Source organism: Collinsella aerofaciens, assembly GCF_039836695.1.
Taxonomy (GTDB): Bacteria; Actinomycetota; Coriobacteriia; order Coriobacteriales; family Coriobacteriaceae; genus Collinsella; species Collinsella aerofaciens_BD.
In genome coordinates, this window is sequence record NZ_JBDPAC010000012.1 from 39222 (window position 1) to 56748 (window position 17527).

Consider the following 17527-nt stretch of genomic DNA (forward strand, 5'->3'; position numbering starts at 1 on the left):
TTGAACTATTTCTCGCATGAAAGGCATACGGATGTGCGATTATCCTATTTATACCTGTACTTATTATAGCTATTTACAAGGTGATGTTGATGCTATACACCATCTCGGATTTCTCACGGGAATATGAGGGGTCGGTCCGCCTAATCGCCGGCAGCGATGGCGTCTCGCGTGCCGTATCCGGCGTCGGGATCCTCGATTATGAACTCATGCCCGGCCTCAAGAACAAGTACCAGCGCGTCAACTTCAGCCCAGACGAGATCGTCCTCAGCACCTTCCTCTATGCGAAGGACGACCCGTACCTCATCACTGAAGCCGTGAAATACCTCGTCGCCAAGGGGACGAGCGGTCTTATCATCAAAAACGTCCTGCACATTCCGATTCCCGACCAAGCCATCCGCTACGCCAACGCGCGGCACTACCCGGTCTTTCTCACGACCGACGACTCACTGTTCTTTGACGGCGTCATCTATGAAGTCAAACGGCATATCGAGCAGCTCGCGTCCATCGACTTCGCACAGCGCGAGATCGATGCCCTGAGGACAGACGTATCGCCTGAGTCCATCTGCCGACGCATCCGAGGCCTCAACCCGTCATTTCTGGACGAAGCGGTCGCCCTGTTCGCATCGTTTGCAGAGCCCCTCGACCCGCGTACGTTTTTGCAAATCGAACATCTCTGTGCAAAATCGACCCTCGCCGGATGCCACAACATGCTGGCACCCTATGACGGAGGTTTGCTATTCGTAGCGACAAGCGACTCGGAGCAGGCGCTCGATGTGGAGCAAATCGTTCAGGCGCTCACGGAGCTCATCGAGGCTAGCGGTATCGATGGCGGAGCGGAAGGACTCGGCATCAGCGATATTCTGTTTGGAGACGAGGCGGTGGCGCAGGCGATCTCGCAGGCGATTTACGCACAGCGCCTATCTTGTCAACGAGCCGAGGGTCCCGTCCGCTATACGCAGCTCGGCATCCTGAGAACCGTGATGCCTTTTGCGGAAACCCCGGAGATGCGATCGTTCTCGGAGGCGATTCTCTCGCCGATACGCGAGCACGACAGCGAGCATGGCAGCGAACTGGAATCAACGCTCGCCGCATTCATCGAGAACGACCGACGTATCGAGCAAACCGCCAAGCAGACCAGCCAGCACCCGAACACAATTCGATATCGCCTCGATAAGGTGACAGCTCTCACCGGACTGAGCTACAAATGCGCCCCGGAGATGGAGCAGCTGTCGCTCGCCTACGCCATCGAACGCGCTCGCTCGCTTCAGTAAGCCCACCCCGCCTTGAGGTTAGGAGCGGCGGGCACGGAGCTTTTCGTAGCCTTCGGCGAAGAAGGCGACCGTAGCGGCGTCCGCCTCGGCGGCGTCCGTCTCGGCAGCGGGGACCACGCCGTGCTCGTCGCTCACCAGGAACAGCGCGCCCTTAAGCTGCGCGGGAATATCTACGCGCGTGACCGGGATGCCCTTGGTCTGGGCCAGCTGCTCGATGAGCGTCGCCGTGCCGCACAGGCACTCGTCCGCTGGCGCCACAAAGGCAAGCTCGCCGTTATCGATGGCGGCGAGCAGCTCGGGCGCCACGCCGGTTTCGTCGGCCTCGGAGCGGGCCTCGGCGGAGCGGGCACGCAGCGCCTTGGCCGACGTATCGGCGAGCGGCTCGTACTCCCCCACCGTCATGGCGGCGTTGCCGTTGATGTCGATCACCAGCATGAGTACGCCGTCGTGCGCAGTGTAATCGCCCTCGGCAAGCGACCACTCAACGTGCTGTTTGGCCCAGCTGAGCATGTTATGGGTAAGCGGCTCGCCCTGCACCAGGCGCTCGGACAGCGCACGGATGTGGCGGTTGAGCATGGGCACCTTTTTGTTGGACATGCGCCAGCGGCAGATAAGCGCGGGCTTGTCGAGCGTAAACTTCTCGACCGCCTCCTGATTGGCGCAAAAGTCCTCGTACGCACGCTGATCCTCGGCATTGCCAAACAGCTCGGCATCATCAATCTGGGGCATGGTTGTACCTTTCGTGTTAGTCATTCCGTCCTCTTATACCAAAAAGACGGCCCTCCAAACGGAGCGACCGTCTTTTGCGGAGATTATTTTGTCCCGGGGCGAAACTTAGTGACGGAAATGCCTGGCACCGGTGAAGACCATAGCGATATTGTGTTCGTTGCAGGCCTGGATGCTCTCGTCGTCGCGCTTGGAGCCGCCGGGCTGGATGATGCAGGTCACACCATGCTCGGCAAGCACGTCGACGTTGTCGCGGAACGGGAAGAATGCGTCGCTTGCGCAGGCAAAGCCGCCCTTCTCCACGCCCTCGCGCTCGCAGAAGTCCTCGGCACGCTCGCAGGCCAGCAGCGCAGAATCCACGCGGTTGGGCTGACCCGGGCCCATGCCAATGCCGGCCTTGCCCTTGGAGACCAGGATGGCGTTGGACTTAACGCCCTTGCAGACCTTCCAGGCAAACTCGAGCTCGGCCATCTCGGCGTCGGTGGGCTTGCGGTCGGTGGGGAACGTAAAGGTCGCGGGGTCCTCGGTCACGTGGTCGACCTCCTGCACCAGCATGCCGCCGTCGACGGAGCGCAGCTCCACCTGGGCGCCGTGGTCCACGCCGCCGGTAGCCAGCACGCGCAGGTTGGGGCGCTTGGCCATGCGCTCGAGCGCCTCGTCGGTATAGCTCGGGGCGATGATGACCTCGACGAACTGCTTGTTCTGATCGGCAAAGTGCTCAACCAGATCAAAGGGAACCTCGCGGTTGCAGGCGATGATGCCGCCAAAGGCGCTCTTGGGATCGCAGGCGAAGGCGCGGTCGTAGGCGGCCGTGATGTCCTCGGCAACGGCGGAACCGCAGGGGTTCTGGTGCTTGAGGATCACGCAGGCCGGCTCGTCGAACTCGCGGACCAGGTTCCAGGCGGCGTCGGCATCCAGATAGTTGTTGTAGCTGAGCGGCTTGCCCTGGATCTGCTCGGAGCCCACGAGCGGGAACTGCGAGCTCGCGGTGTTCTCGCAGCCCTCGGCAAAGCGGTAGACCGTAGCCTTCTGCTGAGGATTCTCGCCATAGCGCAGGTCGTCGACCTTCTCCAGCGAGATCTCGAGCTTGGCAGAGGTGTCCGCCACGTCGCTTGCCTGGGCGGCAAGCCAACGGGAGATAGCCGTGTCGTAGGCGGCGGTGGTCTGGTAGACCTTCACCTGCAGGCGACGACGGGTGGAAAGCGTGGTGCAGCCACCGGTCTCGCGCATCTCGGCCAGGACGGCATCATAGTCGGCCGGGTCGGAGATAACGGTAACGCTCGCGGCGTTCTTGGCGGCAGAGCGCAGCATGGAGGGGCCACCGATGTCGATGTGCTCGATGGCATCCGCGAAGGTGACCTCGGGGTTGGCGACGGTCTTCTCGAACTCGTACAGGTTGACGACGACCAGGTCGATCAGCTTAATGCCGTGCTGAGCGGCCTCCTGCATGTGCTGCTCGGAATCGCGGCGGGCCAGCAGCGCGCCGTGAACCTTGGGGTGCAGGGTCTTAACGCGGCCGTCCATCATCTCGGGATAGCCCGTGAACTCCTCGATGGGGGTTACGGGAACGCCCGCGTCCTCGATGGCACGAGCCGTGCCGCCCGTAGAGATGATCTCGACGCCAAAGTCGTCAACCAGCGTCCGTGCGAAATCGACGACGCCCGTCTTATCGGTAACCGAGATCAACGCGCGTGCGATCTTCACATCAGATCCCATGCAGTCCTCCTGTCTGGTACGCCGCCGTGCTCTGTGAGTCGGTGATACGTCGATCTGCAGCGCTCGCGCAGCGGCAATGAAAATACTGATTCAATGTAGCGCATCGAGCGCATCGATGCATCCCGCAACGGGCGCATGTGCAGAAAAAGTTTGCGAGCGGAGGGGATGGGCGCAGCACCGGGCACGGTGAGTTCATGGAACACAGGGGCACCATAATTAGATGCCAATGGCGTGGTAGAACTGTGCTCGATATGCATCCGCAAAAGAAAGAGGCACCATGGTCTCGCGGGTTCTCTACCGACCGTTTGATACCGAAGACTTCGACGCCATCGCGCTGATTCTGCAGCAGCTTTGGCATAACAATTCGGATAACGATGAGTACAACCGCCTTGAGGCCGCGTGCGACCTCGCCTATTGCCTTTCGTCGTCGACGTTTTCACAGGTTGCCGTAATCGACGGTCAGGCGCGTGGCATTTCGCTCGCGCGTGCGGGACAGAGCTCCGGCGTCACTATCAACGAGCATTGGATGGATACCGAACGCGCGCTGCTATCGCAGATGCGTGAGCTGGAGCCCGATGCCTGCGCCGAGTACCTCTCGTTTGTGCGCGCAACCATCCGAACCAACAACCGCCTGCTCGAGAGCAGCCCGTTGCCGCACGACAACGAGGTCACGCTGCTTGCCGTGGATCGCGATGTCCATGGTCTGGGCGTTGGCACGGTTCTGCTCGATGCCGCCGTCTCGCACCTGTCCTCGCTTGGAGCGACGAGGGCGCACCTGTACACCGACTCCAACTGCTCGTGGAAGTTCTACGAGCTGCACGGCTTTAAGCGCACGGCCACGCACCGCGCTAACCGCGAAGAGCGCCGTCACGACATGCCGCGCGAAAGCTTCCTCTACGAACTCGATCTAACAGCCTAAACCTGTCACTTAGGGACGTTCCTTTTGTGCCGGCACCCCGGGACACTCCTTGGCAGCAACCGCACCTAGTTGTTGGGAACGTTCTTAAATGACTAGTCGCTGGGGACAGTCTTCGTAGATAGCGCGTAAAAAGGGGATGGGCTTTCCCCGACGGCTGTCGAGAAAAGCCCATCCCATAATTTACGACCGTTAGAACGTTCCGCCGCCGCCTCCGCCGACGCCGCCTCCGCCGCCGCCCGAGAAGCCGCCACCGCCGCCGCCGCTCGAGCTATCGGAACTCGACGCCAGCTCACGGATGGTCTCGTGATACACGTCATCGAATGAATCGAGCGGGGACTCGGTACCGTAATGATGGTAGTACCACCAGTAGCAGGGATAATTGTCATAGAAGCCGTCGGCCTCGCGCACCTCGGGCGGCACGGCCTCGGCAAGCTGACGCAGCACTTCCTTGGAAACGCCCAGCGCCACGCCCATCACCAGCAGCTTGTTCCACAGCACCAGATCGCCGGGGACGGCTTCCTTTAGACGCGTGAAGTCCTCGAGCCAATGCTTAAGTGCCTTGCAGCGAGCCGCCACCTCGGCGCCCTCCGGCGTAAAGCGGCGGAACGTAAGGCCCACGCCGATACCCACCAGCACAATCGGCGCCGAGATAACCGCGGCGATAATGTTCACCTGCGCGCCGTCAGTAAAGAAAATGGATCCCACGGGAACAAAGGCGATCAGAATACCAAGAACCAGGCAAAACACCATTGCAACGATGCCGTCCGAGGCAACGTACTCGCTATCGGCCAGCTTGCCCTTAACGGTGTTCTGATAGTCCTCGAGCTTGTCCCCCACGGGCGTAGCGTGCTGTTTAACGTAGTGCTGCAGCTCGTCAAACGTGCGCGAGCGATCGCCGTTCTCGTCGGGCTTAGCACCGGCAAAGAAAACCTTGAGCACCATGTGGTCAATGCCCTTGGCCGACTTCCAGCCCGCATCACTCACCGTCACGCGATATGTCTGCTCTTCTTTTTCACGCCCCAACAGACCCTTCTTGGCCTTGGTCACGGTCGCCTGCTCCAGCTTGATCACACGGTCGTCGGTGAGCTTCATGAGCGTGGCGATATATGCCTGATCGGGTACCTCGTTCCAGCTCATGAGGGCCGAAAGCACGGCGGGATGGTCGGCCGAAGGCACATCGCGGAAATATTCGTCCTGGAAAAGCGGCTTGGGCTTGCGGCGGCGCAGCTTGAGCACAACGATTGTGCCGGTAAAGGCCACCGCTGCGACAACACTTAACACGGCAAGCGCATTGGAAATCACGCGAGCGTGAGCGCGGCGGGCGTTAGCTTCGTCGGCCCACGCCTTCTCCTCGCTCAGGATTGTCGGCATGCGCTCCTCACTTGAAGCGGAAAGCCATGGCACCCAGTCGCTGGGGAAGGCGATGCGCGCCTCGGCGAATTCGCCCTGATGCACGCAGGGAATGGTATAGGTGACCATGGGTTCATCCGCATCGAGTGACACGTCGCCCGTCAGCGGACCGTGACCCCATGCGCGGAAGTTATCGCCCTTGACGGCCGCCGTCCCGGCAGCGGCGTTTGCGAAGTACACTTCCATCTCGACATCGTCGGAATCCGCGGACCAGCCGTCACCCACGAACTTCCAGTAGAGCTCGGCGGTATCGGCCCAGTTCATGACCGCACCGGTCATGGTGTAGCTCACGTAATAGATCGCGCTATCGCCGCTCTCGTGGGGGCTGAAAACCTTGATCTTTACGCCGCCGTCGGACTGCTCGACCGTATAGACGCCGCTGTCGCCTTTGTTTGCATAGTCGACCCTGTTAAACGCGGCATCGTCTTCCTCGACGCTCAGCACGTCGACACCCGCCGCACCGCCCTGCTGGTTGGTGCCCGCATTGATCTCCCAATACACGCCGTTGACGTCGTCGTCGAAATCGAACTGGCGTCCCTCGACAACGGTCAGCGATCCATCGGCCTCAACCGTGGCGCCGATGTAGGTTTGGCTCATGGAGTAGCCGTCGGCGTGTGCGGCGGCAGGCAGCAGCAACAACGCAAGCGCGACGAGTGCGCAGACGGAAGCGAATCGCGCGAATAGGCGGCGCTGCCGACAGATCTTGGCAACGGGGGCGTTCATAGGCACATCCTTTGTCTGTGATACCAACAGCGCCATTGTCCCACGTTTACGGGCGCACATGACGAATATCTAGGCGACCGGAGCGCCAAACGGGATGAAAGTCACGCCCGCCGCCAGCAGCTAGTCATTGGGGACGTTCTTAAATGACTAGCCGTTAGGGACACCCTTGGCATGGCCTGCGCCAGCAATAGATACCACTCCACAGCTCCGTCACAGGTGTAGCGGCTTTGTGTGGGCGCGGCATGCGCTGATTGAGCCGCCAGCTGAGGGGCATAAAGCAGTTGAGCGAAAACGGTTTGCCCCTTTGCCGTTCGCTCGAGGATCATGTCCCCCTTTTCCGCGGAAACCCCGGCAGTTGCGAAGAGCTGCCGGGGTTTCTGTCGTTTGTGAGGCTAAGTCGGTACGCAGCGATCGAGACCTTGAGCCGCAAACCCACCGTGCGCAATGCGCACCGCCGCCAACTTGTGAGCGCGGCAACGCCTTCCCTGCCAAGCCCCGCGCTATACTCGTCCGCATGGATATCAAAACACGCAACATAGCAACGCCCGCCGCGGACGCGCCAGCGACGCCACCCGCCTCCGCCCCCGCGCCCGTCGTGGGCCGTTTCGCCCCGTCGCCCTCGGGCCGCATGCACCTGGGCAACGTGTTCAGCTGCCTGTGCTCGTGGCTTTCGGCCCGCAGCCAGGGCGGCAGCATCGTGCTGCGCATCGAGGACCTGGACAATCGCTGCAAGCGCCCGGAACTTGCCGCTCAACTGATTGACGATCTGACCTGGCTGGGGCTCGAGTGGGACGAAGGCCCCTACTACCAGCACGATCGTCTGGATCTGTACGAGGACGCCCTGCGCCAGCTGCAAGACGCCGGCCTCACCTATCCCTGTTTTTGCACGCGTGCCGAACTCCACGCCGCGAGCGCGCCGCACGCCAGCGACGGCACGCCCATCTACCGCGGCGCCTGCCGAGGCCTTTCGGCCGAAGAGGTCGCCCGCCGCAGTGCCCTGCGTGCTCCGGCCACGCGCCTGCGCGTGCCCACCGTCGACGACCTCGCCAGCGACGTGATCGAATTCGTGGACCGCACGTACGGAGCCCAATGCGAAGCACTCGCCACCGAATGCGGTGACTTTTTGGTGCGCCGCAGCGACGGCGTATTTGCCTACCAGCTAGCCGTGGTGGTCGACGACGCCGCCATGGGCGTCACCGAGGTCGTGCGCGGATGCGATCTGCTGGGCTCCACGCCCCGCCAAATCTACCTGCAGCATCTGCTGGGACTTCCCACGCCACGCTACGCGCACATTCCACTGCTCATGTCGCCGGACGGGCGCCGCCTTTCCAAGCGCGATCGCGATCTGGACCTGGGCGAGCTCCGCACCCGCTTTGGCACGCCCGAGGCACTGCTGGGCTGGCTCGCCGGGCAAACAGGCATCGCGCCGGACGCCACACCGCGCTCTGCCGAGCAGCTGGTCGAGCACTTTAGCTGGGATGTTATCCGTACGCATCGGGAAAACATCACTGTAACGGTCGAGTAGCCAGCCACCCCGCCCCTACGCGACATCCCAGGGCTGGAGTTCGTCGCCCAGGCGAACGATGCAGTCGTAGAGCACGGTATGGCGCTCGGCAGGGTTGGCGTCGCGATGAAAATGCCCGTAGTACCAGCGCTTGTAGTCCAGGTGGTCCTCCAGCTCGTCGAAAAACGTGGTGAGTCGATCGACATCGGGATAATTCCAGCCAGGTGCCGGGTAAAGCGTGGGCGAAAGCATGCGTGTGGAGCAGGTATGGGTGATCGCATAGTCGACCTTCCAACCCACGTTGTCGAGCTTTGCCCGCGCCTCCTCAAAGTTGCGCTCGTCCGGCAGCTCCTGCGGCCACCAGCTGGAATAGGGAATGCGGTATTCCTTATCCACGCTCGTGGCGCCGCCCATGGTAAAGATCGTTGAGCCGTCAAGCTCAAAAACCTCACCGCGCGTCAGGCGTCGGATGGGCGAGGTGTCCGACAGACGCTGCGTCAGGCCGCCGTGCCACAGCTCCATGGGGCGCTCCGACCAGTGATCGAAACGCTCGTGGTTGCCGTCGACAAACAGCACGGTATAGGGGCGCGACTCCAGCCAGGCGATGTCGGCACATTCCTCGGCAGAGAAATCCCACGGAAAGCCAAAGTCGCCCGCAATGATGAGATAGTCGTCACTTGCCAGACCATCCCCAAGATCCCAGTCGCGAAGCTTTTGCATGTCGACGCCGCCGTGAATATCGCCCGTCACATAGACCGTCATCGGATCACCACTTCCCTGTAAGTCGCTAGCCCACATTCTGCACGATCACTAAGTCAACCGTTCCAGCCCTTCCATCCTTTGGGACCTACCCTCGCTCTTCCATCCAAACGGGTCAAACACCCAAAAGATCAGATCGAGCACGCCGCCGGTCATCATGGCGCCGGCAAGAGCCATGCAAACATGCAGAAAGCTGGCACTTCGGAGCACGTCGAACGGCCCCAGAACAGCCAGCAGCGCGACCGCTGCGCCGGCTACGCACAGCGCGAGGCACGGCCCCGCGTCCTTAACGCACTTCTTTGCGAGATGCTTTGCGTTGTCACTCATCGGTATCGAACTCCTTAGAGGGTCGTTGTTCAGACGCATGCCGCCGCGGCAGAGCGGGGCGGCAGGGTAAGTGTCACATGCTGTGCGGACATCAATGGAGAAACCGCCTGCTCGACCAACCTTTGACGCCGTTTTGCACCGGCACCACATCCCCCGCTATCGAGGTCTAATACTTTTCCCACCGTCACCCAAAAACTCATCCAACATTAATCTTGGCTCAAGAATCGCTTAATCTATAACCTGCACTATAGAGTTCGAACAAGGGGCGGGGCGGCGCCGCGCAACGCAGGCCGCCGAACGCTACGCTCGCGCCTGGGCAGATCGCCCGGCGTCGCGCCCATCGAACGAAAGGACAGGTCATGGACGACCTCGAAAAAGTTGAAACCATCCGCACCAAGTGCAACGTGAGCTACACCGATGCCAAGGCCGCGCTCGACGCCGCCGACGGTAACGTTCTGGATGCCATCATTTGGCTCGAGTCGCAGGGCAAGACGCAAACCACGTCGGCGCACGCCGCCACCGAGTCCGTGCCGGTCGATGAGCCCTCGGCCGAGATGGTCGCCGCGCAGGCCGCCTACGAAAAGTCGAGCGAAAAGACCGACTTCTCCAAGAAGATGGACAGCGTGTGGGAGTACCTCAAAAAGCTCTTCCGCCTGAGCCTGGACACCAAGTTTATTGCCACGCGCCGCGATGCGATCATCCTCAACATCCCCATCCTGATCCCCATCGTCGCGCTGTTTGCTTGGGGCGCCACGATATGGCTGATGCTGATTGGCCTGTTCTTTGGCATGCGCTACCGCATCGACAGCGACGGCGACGTGCCCGGCAGCATCAACAACCTTATGAATCACGCTGCCGATGCCGCGGACGACATCAAACAAAATCTCAACGACGACAAGTAATCGCAGACGGGGGGCACGCATGGCACGGATCCTAATCGTAGAGGACGAGGAGAAAATCGCCCGCTTTGTGACGCTCGAGCTGGAGCACGAGGGCTACCAGGTGGAGCACGCCGCCGACGGCCGCACCGCCGTGGACCTGGCGCTGGAGCGCGACTACGATCTGATTCTGCTCGACGTGCTGTTACCGCAGCTCAACGGCATGGAGGTCCTGCGGCGCGTCCGCAAGCACAAGGATGTGCCGGTGATAATGGTCACCGCGCGCGATGCCGTGATGGACAAGGTGGCCGGGCTCGATGCCGGCGCCGACGATTACCTGACCAAGCCGTTTGCGATTGAGGAGCTGTTCGCACGGATCCGCGTGGCGTTGAAGCGCTCGGAGGCCGTGCGGGCGGCTTCGGGCGTTGGCGGCTTCGGGACGGGCGCGGCAGGCGGCACGGGTGTCGGCGCCACTGCGATGCCCCCGGTCAGTGACTCGACCCAGGTTTCCGCCTCGCTCTCCCCCGCCACGCTCGCCGTGGGCTCGGTTGCGCTCGACCCCGACCGCCGCGAAGTCACGGTCGGCGGCTCGCCCATTGCGCTCACGGCCCGCGAGTTCGATGTCCTCGCCCTGCTTATGGCGCATGCCGAGACCGTGCTCACGCGCGAACGCATCGCGCACGAAGCGCTGGGCTACGAATACATGGGCGACACCAACAACGTCGACGTGCACATCGCGCATCTACGCGCCAAGATCGAGGACGCCGGCGGCGCCCGCATCATCCAGACCGTGCGCGGGGTGGGCTATGTCTGCCGCGCGTAACGCCGAGGCCAAGCGCGTCACCTCCATCGCCCGCGCCATCAACTGGAGCTATATGTGGCGCCGTCTGATGAGCTACGTCTGGCTCGATCTGTTGCTGGTAGTGATTGCGGCGGCGATCCTCGTCTATGGATACAACCAGACGCTGCCCGACGGCGCGTTTACCGCAGGCTGGATTCCCGGCGCCACCGTTCACGGCATGTCGCTGACGCCCGCGCGCGGCTGGGACCTGACAACGCTCACCTATACCGTCGAGCTTGCGCGTACCACCAAGACTTTCCCCCTCGCGCAGGACCTCGTCACGCTATGGCCTCTCTACCTTGTCGTTGTGGGTTGGCAGGTCATCAGCGTGCTCAACATGCTCGGCGGCGCCCGCCGCGTGCGCCGCACCATGGCGCCGCTCAACGATCTGGCCCTGCGCGTGGACGAACTCGGCCGTATGCAACTCGCCGGCGGCAAAATGGAAACACTGGAGCAGGCCATCGAGCGCGCAAGCGTCGACTCGCCGAGCGTCACCACCGGCGACGCCGACCTGGCAAGCATCGAGGTCGCACTCAACCGCCTGCTGCGCCAGATGCAAGAGGCCAAGCTGCAGCAGATGCGCTTTGTCAACGACGCGAGCCACGAGCTGCGCACGCCCATCGCGGTGATTCAGGGCTACGCGAACATGCTCGACCGCTGGGGCAAAGACGACCCGGACGTGCTGGCGGAGTCCATCTCATCCCTCAAGGCCGAAAGCGAGCACATGCAAGAGCTTGTGGAGCAGCTGCTGTTTTTGGCGCGCGGCGATGCCGGGCGCACGGCCCTGCGGCGTGCGAATACCAACCTGGCCGCACTGGTCGGCGAGGTATGCGAGGAGTCACAGATGATCGATGCCGAGCACACGTATCGGCTGGCTTTTGACGCCTTGCTTGCCAGCGACCCGCGCTGCGACGCGCCCGTCGACGTGGCGCTCGTGAAGCAGGCTCTGCGCGTGATCGTGCAAAACGCCGCCAAGTACTCGGATGCGGGAACGACCGTCACATTTGGCATAACGCCCGATGCGGGCATGGGCACGATCGACATAAGTGTTGAGGACGAGGGCATCGGCATGAACCAGGAATCCGCAGCTCACGCGTTTGAACGGTTCTACCGCGCCGACAATGCACGCGATGCCGGCGCACAGGGCTCGGGTCTGGGGCTTGCCATTGCCAAGTGGATCGTCGATAGCCATGGCGGCGTCATTGGCGTGACCTCAGTCGAGGGCGTCGGCAGCCGCTTTACGATTCGCCTGCCGCGCTAGAAAGCCCCTCGGCATAAATAAAGGGATAGGACCACACGGCCCTATCCCTTTTTGCTAGCTATGGCAGCTTGTGCGCTACTCGCGGCACAGATGCACGGCGAAACCGGCGAACTCGCGCTTAAAGTACACGAGCTTGGTACCGCCGTCGGGCAGCAGCACGCGCGACTCCTCGTTGACCTCGAGCCCGCGCTCGGCAAACCACTTCTCAGCTGCATCGATGTCGTTAACGGCAAAGCCGATGTGGCCCTTGGTGCCACGACCATTCTGCTTCATGACCTCGACCAGCGAATCGTTAAAGTACGAAACCGGGGTCTCGATAACGGGCAGACCCATCATCGTCGAGAACAGCTCCGCGATCTCCAGGGCGTCTGCCGGGTCGGTGGCGTTAATGCCCACATGGGCAACGCGCATGCCAAAGAGCTCGACCGGATTGGCGTTCTGCTCACTCATGCAGTCAGCGCCTACTGAGCCATGACGTCAAGAACGGCCTTCTCGGCAGCGACGCGGTTCATGCCGGTCATGAAGGGCACGCCGCTCACGTACGGGCAGGTGAGGCCCTCGGGGGCAACGGTGGTGGCGATCAGCAGATCAGCGCCCTCGTCGCAGTAATCCTTGGCCTCGGAGATGGCGCACTGCACGATCTCATACTTGTCGGCGTAACCGTTGGCGTCGAGCAGGGTGGCGACCTTCTGGGCAACGAGCGTGGAAGTAGCAGCGCCAGCACCGCAAGCCAAAACGATCTTCTTCATAGGTAATATCTCCCTTCATGGTTTACTTTAGGTAAGTGTACCGCAGCGAGCGATGGCACTCAGCCTCGATGAGCTTTTATGCTAGTTTGCTTGCGCGCTGCGTATAATACATCTAGTACGTGTTGTCATACCGCTTGTTTTACGAGCGACTAAGGACCCTAATATGCCCGATTCCCGCACACTCTGGACCGCCGTCGTTATCATCTGCATCGCCGTGTCGGTGTTCTTTAGCGTCAAAAAACGCACCACGTTTAAGCGCCTGCAGCAGCTTATGGCTGCCAAGCAGTGGGACGAGTTCGATCGTTTGCTCGACGGCAAACTCACCAGCATGCTGTACCCGCGCTACAACCGCGACTACCTGCGTCTGAACTCCTATCTGCTGCGCGAGGACCACGAGCGCGCCAGCGAGATGTTCGACCTGCTGCTGGGTCTCAACCTCCCCAAGATGCAGCGCGTCGACCTGGTGATTAAGGCCTTTAACTACTACGTTGGCCAGGAGGACCGCAAAAAGTCCAAGGAGCTGTTGCACGAGATCAAAGGCTTTGAGGGCGGTCAGGCCGAGGCAGTTGCGCACGAGTGCCAGCTGATGTACGACACGATGATCCTCAAGCGCCACAACGACATTCCCGAGCTGGAGCGCATGCTCGAGGATGTCGGCGATGACCCGGTCAAGCGCTGCCGCCTGGAGTACCTGCTGGCCCTGCAGTACCAAAACAAGGGCGACGAAGCCAAGTTCCAGGAGTTCCTGGAGAAGTCGGGCCAACACTCGATGGCCGTCAACGCGTAACGGACGGCTTGTGCTAGACTTCTAGTCTCACGGGGGCGTGGCGGAATTGGCATACGCAGGAGACTTAAAATCTCTCGCCGCAAGGATTGTGGGTTCGAGTCCCACCGCCCCTACCATGTGATTGCTTGCGAGCCCGTGTTCCCCAGGGATGCGGGCTCGTTTCTTTTACACGCCGGCGGGGCTCTAAGTTGCGGTGGAATAGTTCCTGTTTTGGCAGTTTACCAGCCCATTTAGGAACTATTCCACCGCGACTTAGGTTGGTGTTCCCACATTTTCCGATGGAAAAACGTGGTTGTCTCGCACATTTTCCGATGGAAAAACGTGGTTGTCTCGCACATTTTCCGATGGAAACTCCCAAATGGCCTTATACTAGCCGAGAGGGTTGGGAGGCAATATGCAGCGACAGCTTATGAGTGAACTTATCGCTTGGAAATCAAGGACGAATCGCAAACCTCTCTTGCTTAAGGGAGCCCGCCAGACAGGAAAGACTTGGCTTCTTAACGAATTCGCAAGCCAGCAGTATCGAAACGTCATTCGTTTTGACTTTATGCTCGAGCCGAGCACACGCTCGCTGTTCGATGGGGACCTCGACCCCAAGCGCATCATCTCCCAGATAGAACTCCTACGTGGCCAAACTGTAACGCCAGCAGACACGCTCATCATCTTCGACGAGATCCAAGAGGCCCCGCGCGGGATCACCTCGCTCAAGTACTTCAACGAGCTTGCACCCGAATACCACATCGTAGCAGCCGGTTCCTATATGGGCCTCGCGCTCCGACGCGAAAACGAGTCATTTCCCGTCGGCAAAATCGACCAGCTCACCATGCGTCCCATGGGGTTCGCCGAGTTCGTTCGTGCCGTCGACGGCGACCCGCTCGCCGACGCCATCCTTGCCGCAGACATGAACCTTCTAGCAAACGTTACCGAAAAGCTCGAACACTTGCTCAAGGAATACCTTGTTGTCGGCGGTATGCCCGAAGTTGTCTCCGCTTTCGCCGAGACACGCGACTTCATCGAAGCCCGAAGGCTTCAGCAGCAAATCATCGAGGCTTACGAATCCGATTTTGGCAAACATGCACCCGCCCGCATCATCGAGCGCATGAGGTTGGTTTGGAAATCCCTTCCCGGCCAGCTTGCCAAAGAGAACAAGAAGTTTGTCTATGGCGCCCTTCGCCCCGGAGCGCGCGCACGCGATTTCGAGGAAAGCCTCCAGTGGCTCACGGACTACGGAATCGTTCATAAGGTGCCACGTGTTTCCGCTCTAAAGGCGCCGCTCTCGAGCTACGAAGACCTCTCGGGCTTCAAACTGTTCTGCATCGACACCGGCATCCTCGGAGCGCTCTCCGGTCTCTCTCCGGCCATCGTTCTTAACGGATCCGCTGTTTTTACCGAGTTCAAAGGTTCGCTGACCGAACAATACGTCGCGCAGGAGCTTTTGCTCCAGGACAAAACTCCCGCGTATTGGTCCTCTACCTCTGGCAATGCCGAAACCGACTTTGCCATCGACCATGCGGGAACCGTGCTTCCGCTTGAGGTCAAGGCGGCAGAGAACCTTAAAGCGAAGAGTCTGAAAATAGCCTGCGAAAAATTCAAGCTCGAGCGTTGCGTGAGGAGCTCCCTGGCGGCATATAGAGACGAGGGCATGCTCGTCAATATTCCGCTTTGGGAGATTGGGCAAATCGACAAGCTGGCATAGGCGCTGTGGGGACGCCCCGCAAGGACTGTCCCCAGGTGCCGGCTGTTGAGTTGCGGTGGAATAGGGACTGTTTGGCGCCCGAAAGGGCGATTTTAGTCCGTATTTCACCGCAACTTATTTAGAGGGCGCTGAGGCTGGGAGTCCATGCGATGGTGGGAGTCGCGCCGTCGAGAACCTCGTTGATGGTGGCGGCCATGCCAGCGAGTAGGCTGTTCTCGCTTACGGTGAGCGCATCGTAGCCACCGGCGCGCATGAGCTCGCGAATCACCACGGCGCCGGCCAGAATCACGCCCGCGCGCTTGGGCTGCACGCCCGGCAGCGCAGCGATACCCTCCACATCCAGCGTAGATATACGATCGATGGCGGCCGAGATCTGCTCCATCGAAAGCTCGCGCAGGTGCACAAAGCTCGAGTCGTACGGCTCCAGTTCGTGGACCAGCGCCACGAGCGTGGTGACGGTACCGCCCACCGCGACGAGGCGCTCGGCGTGCTCAAAGTCGCTGGGCAGGCCCTCAAAATAGGCGGAGAACTGCTCGCCCGCCCACGCGGCGGCAACCGCAAGCTCGTTCGTCGACGGCGGCAGCGCAGAGAAAAACCGCTCGGTCACGCGACGGCAACCGATGTCCAGCGAGCGCGTTCCCTCCAGCGCAAAGACCCCGCGCTCCGGCGCGTACACGCCCGTCGCGAGCTCCGTGGAGCCGCCGCCCGAATCGGCGACGATAATGCGTTCACCGGCAAAGTCGTGCGCCACGCCAAAAAACGTCAGGCGCGCCTCGACTTCTCCTGGAATCACCTGCGGCTCGAGACCCAGCTCGCGCAGGCCGTCCAGCAGCAGGGCGGCGTTGGACGCATCGCGCGCGGCGCTCGTGCACGTGGTGCAGATGCACGCGGCGCCAAAGGTACGCGCCTCGTCCACAAACATACGGCACGCAGCGAGTACACGCTCGACCGCCGTCTCGCAAAAGCGGCCCGTCGCGTCCACGCCCTCGCCCAAGTCGGTAATCTCGGTATGCTTGGACGATTCCACGATCGCCCCGGCCTCGACCTGCGCTAGCACTAGTCGCGACGACACCGTTCCCAGGTCGATCGCGGCCACCTTATATCGTTTGCAATTTGTCATTGCGAGCTCCCCTCCGGGCGCTATTTGCCGTTGGACACGACCGTCTGACCCTCGACGCCGTTAAACCCAAACAGCATGTCGAGCGCTTGGATGTACCATGGCGCGTCCTTGCCGACTTCTTCGATCTCCTTGGCCACCTCGCTGGCCTTCTTGGCGTTCGACGACTTCTTTTCAGCCGACGACGAGTCCGAATCGCCGTCCAGGCCCTGCACTTCAATCCTCTTCTCGCCGGGCATCACCAGGCCCAGGTCCTCGGATGCCGCGTCCTTGATACCCTCCTCCGAGAGCAGCTTGTCGACGCTTTTTTGCAGCTCATCATTGTATTGCTGGCGAATCTCGACCTGCTTGGCCAAGATATCGCTCGAACGCTTTGCCACGTACAGGTCGCGCACGGGGAAATACAGGCTCACGAGCACCAGGGCAACGACGATGCCGATGAATAGCCCTCGCTGAGGACCGTGGGTAAAGTCGTAGATCGCCTTGACCACCGCGTTGTCGTTGGCGTAGTGCATAAAGTCCGAGCCCGAAAGACGGTTCGAGGGCCTGCTCGACCTATCGTGCGTTTGAGCCGACGAGCGCTGAGCATGCGACGAACGTGCCGGGCGCACTGGTCCATCTGTCGAAGTATTCACTTGAGCATTGGGGCGCGAGGTACTTGTCGGGCGCTGTATGGAGCGGTCGGCGCCGGCGTAGGCGGACCCACCGAGCTGCACCGTGCGCGCACGGCGAGGCGACGGCTCACGCGAACCGGCGGAATAGTACCTGTTGTCGTAAATCTGATCCATGTGCGCCTTGTGCGGTTGAGGTTTGTTTGCGCTAAGTCCTTTAGTTATAGCACGA

The 17527-nt window shown here is 61.2% G+C and carries 17 protein-coding genes and 1 tRNA gene; 9 read left to right on the plus strand and 9 right to left on the minus strand.

The genetic code is table 11. The features are described from left to right. Positions 1-89 precede the first annotated feature (89 nt). Positions 90-1271 (plus strand): PucR family transcriptional regulator, encoded by a 1182-nt coding sequence (locus ABG996_RS06815; protein ID WP_347479208.1) that lies wholly within the window; start codon positions 90-92, stop codon positions 1269-1271. A gap of 18 nt (positions 1272-1289) precedes the next feature. Here the strand turns inward: ABG996_RS06815 and ABG996_RS06820 are convergent, their stop codons facing one another. Further along, positions 1290-2000, minus strand: a complete 711-nt coding sequence (locus ABG996_RS06820) for a hypothetical protein (RefSeq protein ID WP_347479210.1) — start codon at positions 1998-2000, stop codon at positions 1290-1292. 105 nt (positions 2001-2105) lie between these two features. Continuing rightward, positions 2106-3713 carry a bifunctional phosphoribosylaminoimidazolecarboxamide formyltransferase/IMP cyclohydrolase gene (gene purH / locus ABG996_RS06825; protein WP_347479212.1) on the minus strand — a complete coding sequence of 536 codons (1608 nt, stop codon included), beginning with the start codon at positions 3711-3713 and terminating at the stop codon, positions 2106-2108. A 277-nt stretch (positions 3714-3990) separates the two neighbouring features. Between purH and ABG996_RS06830 the strand changes: the two genes are divergently transcribed. Then, positions 3991-4632 (plus strand): GNAT family N-acetyltransferase, encoded by a 642-nt coding sequence (locus tag ABG996_RS06830; RefSeq protein WP_347479214.1) that lies wholly within the window; start codon positions 3991-3993, stop codon positions 4630-4632. A 189-nt stretch (positions 4633-4821) separates the two neighbouring features. Here the strand turns inward: ABG996_RS06830 and ABG996_RS06835 are convergent, their stop codons facing one another. After that, positions 4822-6765, minus strand: coding sequence for a DUF2207 family protein (locus ABG996_RS06835; RefSeq protein WP_347479216.1), 1944 nt, complete (start codon positions 6763-6765; stop codon positions 4822-4824). A gap of 514 nt (positions 6766-7279) precedes the next feature. Between ABG996_RS06835 and gluQRS the strand changes: the two genes are divergently transcribed. Then, positions 7280-8290, plus strand: coding sequence for a tRNA glutamyl-Q(34) synthetase GluQRS (gluQRS, locus tag ABG996_RS06840; protein ID WP_347479217.1), 1011 nt, complete (start codon positions 7280-7282; stop codon positions 8288-8290). Between the two features lie 15 nt (positions 8291-8305). Here the strand turns inward: gluQRS and ABG996_RS06845 are convergent, their stop codons facing one another. Continuing rightward, entirely contained in the window at positions 8306-9031 is a 726-nt protein-coding gene (locus ABG996_RS06845) for a metallophosphoesterase (protein ID WP_347479219.1), read from the minus strand. A 48-nt stretch (positions 9032-9079) separates the two neighbouring features. Then, positions 9080-9355, minus strand: a complete 276-nt coding sequence (locus tag ABG996_RS06850) for a hypothetical protein (protein WP_346979717.1) — start codon at positions 9353-9355, stop codon at positions 9080-9082. A 359-nt stretch (positions 9356-9714) separates the two neighbouring features. On the opposite strand from ABG996_RS06850, the gene ABG996_RS06855 reads away from it, so the two are divergent. The 3 genes from ABG996_RS06855 to ABG996_RS06865 are packed head-to-tail and all read left to right on the plus strand — an operon-like array spanning position 9715 to position 12335. Then, the gene (locus tag ABG996_RS06855) at positions 9715-10257 is read left to right on the plus strand and encodes a UBA domain-containing protein (RefSeq protein WP_347479221.1); all 543 of its coding nucleotides are present in this window, start codon (positions 9715-9717) and stop codon (positions 10255-10257) included. 19 nt (positions 10258-10276) lie between these two features. After that, positions 10277-11056, plus strand: a complete 780-nt coding sequence (locus ABG996_RS06860; RefSeq protein WP_347479223.1) for a response regulator transcription factor — start codon at positions 10277-10279, stop codon at positions 11054-11056. Beyond that, positions 11040-12335 (plus strand): sensor histidine kinase, encoded by a 1296-nt coding sequence (locus ABG996_RS06865; protein ID WP_347479224.1) that lies wholly within the window; start codon positions 11040-11042, stop codon positions 12333-12335. The genes ABG996_RS06860 and ABG996_RS06865 overlap by 17 nt, the downstream gene beginning before the upstream one ends. A gap of 75 nt (positions 12336-12410) precedes the next feature. Here ABG996_RS06865 and ABG996_RS06870 read toward each other — a convergent pair whose 3' ends face one another. Then, the gene (locus ABG996_RS06870; protein WP_347479226.1) at positions 12411-12785 is read right to left on the minus strand and encodes a VOC family protein; all 375 of its coding nucleotides are present in this window, start codon (positions 12783-12785) and stop codon (positions 12411-12413) included. 11 nt (positions 12786-12796) lie between these two features. Next, positions 12797-13084, minus strand: coding sequence for a PTS sugar transporter subunit IIB (locus ABG996_RS06875; protein ID WP_006235903.1), 288 nt, complete (start codon positions 13082-13084; stop codon positions 12797-12799). Positions 13085-13247: 163 nt separating this feature from the next. On the opposite strand from ABG996_RS06875, the gene ABG996_RS06880 reads away from it, so the two are divergent. From ABG996_RS06880 to ABG996_RS06890, 3 genes are all read left to right on the plus strand, one after another. After that, positions 13248-13871 carry a hypothetical protein gene (locus tag ABG996_RS06880; RefSeq protein ID WP_006235902.1) on the plus strand — a complete coding sequence of 208 codons (624 nt, stop codon included), beginning with the start codon at positions 13248-13250 and terminating at the stop codon, positions 13869-13871. Between the two features lie 31 nt (positions 13872-13902). Continuing rightward, a tRNA-Leu gene (locus ABG996_RS06885) sits at positions 13903-13987 on the plus strand. 278 nt (positions 13988-14265) lie between these two features. Continuing rightward, positions 14266-15567 carry an ATP-binding protein gene (locus ABG996_RS06890; RefSeq protein WP_117746838.1) on the plus strand — a complete coding sequence of 434 codons (1302 nt, stop codon included), beginning with the start codon at positions 14266-14268 and terminating at the stop codon, positions 15565-15567. A gap of 118 nt (positions 15568-15685) precedes the next feature. On the opposite strand, the gene ABG996_RS06895 is transcribed toward ABG996_RS06890, so the two are convergent. Both ABG996_RS06895 and ABG996_RS06900 read right to left on the minus strand, forming a co-directional pair. Beyond that, the gene (locus ABG996_RS06895; RefSeq protein WP_347479229.1) at positions 15686-16687 is read right to left on the minus strand and encodes a Ppx/GppA phosphatase family protein; all 1002 of its coding nucleotides are present in this window, start codon (positions 16685-16687) and stop codon (positions 15686-15688) included. A 20-nt stretch (positions 16688-16707) separates the two neighbouring features. Then, positions 16708-17472, minus strand: a complete 765-nt coding sequence (locus tag ABG996_RS06900; protein ID WP_230308442.1) for a hypothetical protein — start codon at positions 17470-17472, stop codon at positions 16708-16710. Between the last annotated feature and the right edge of the window lie 55 nt (positions 17473-17527).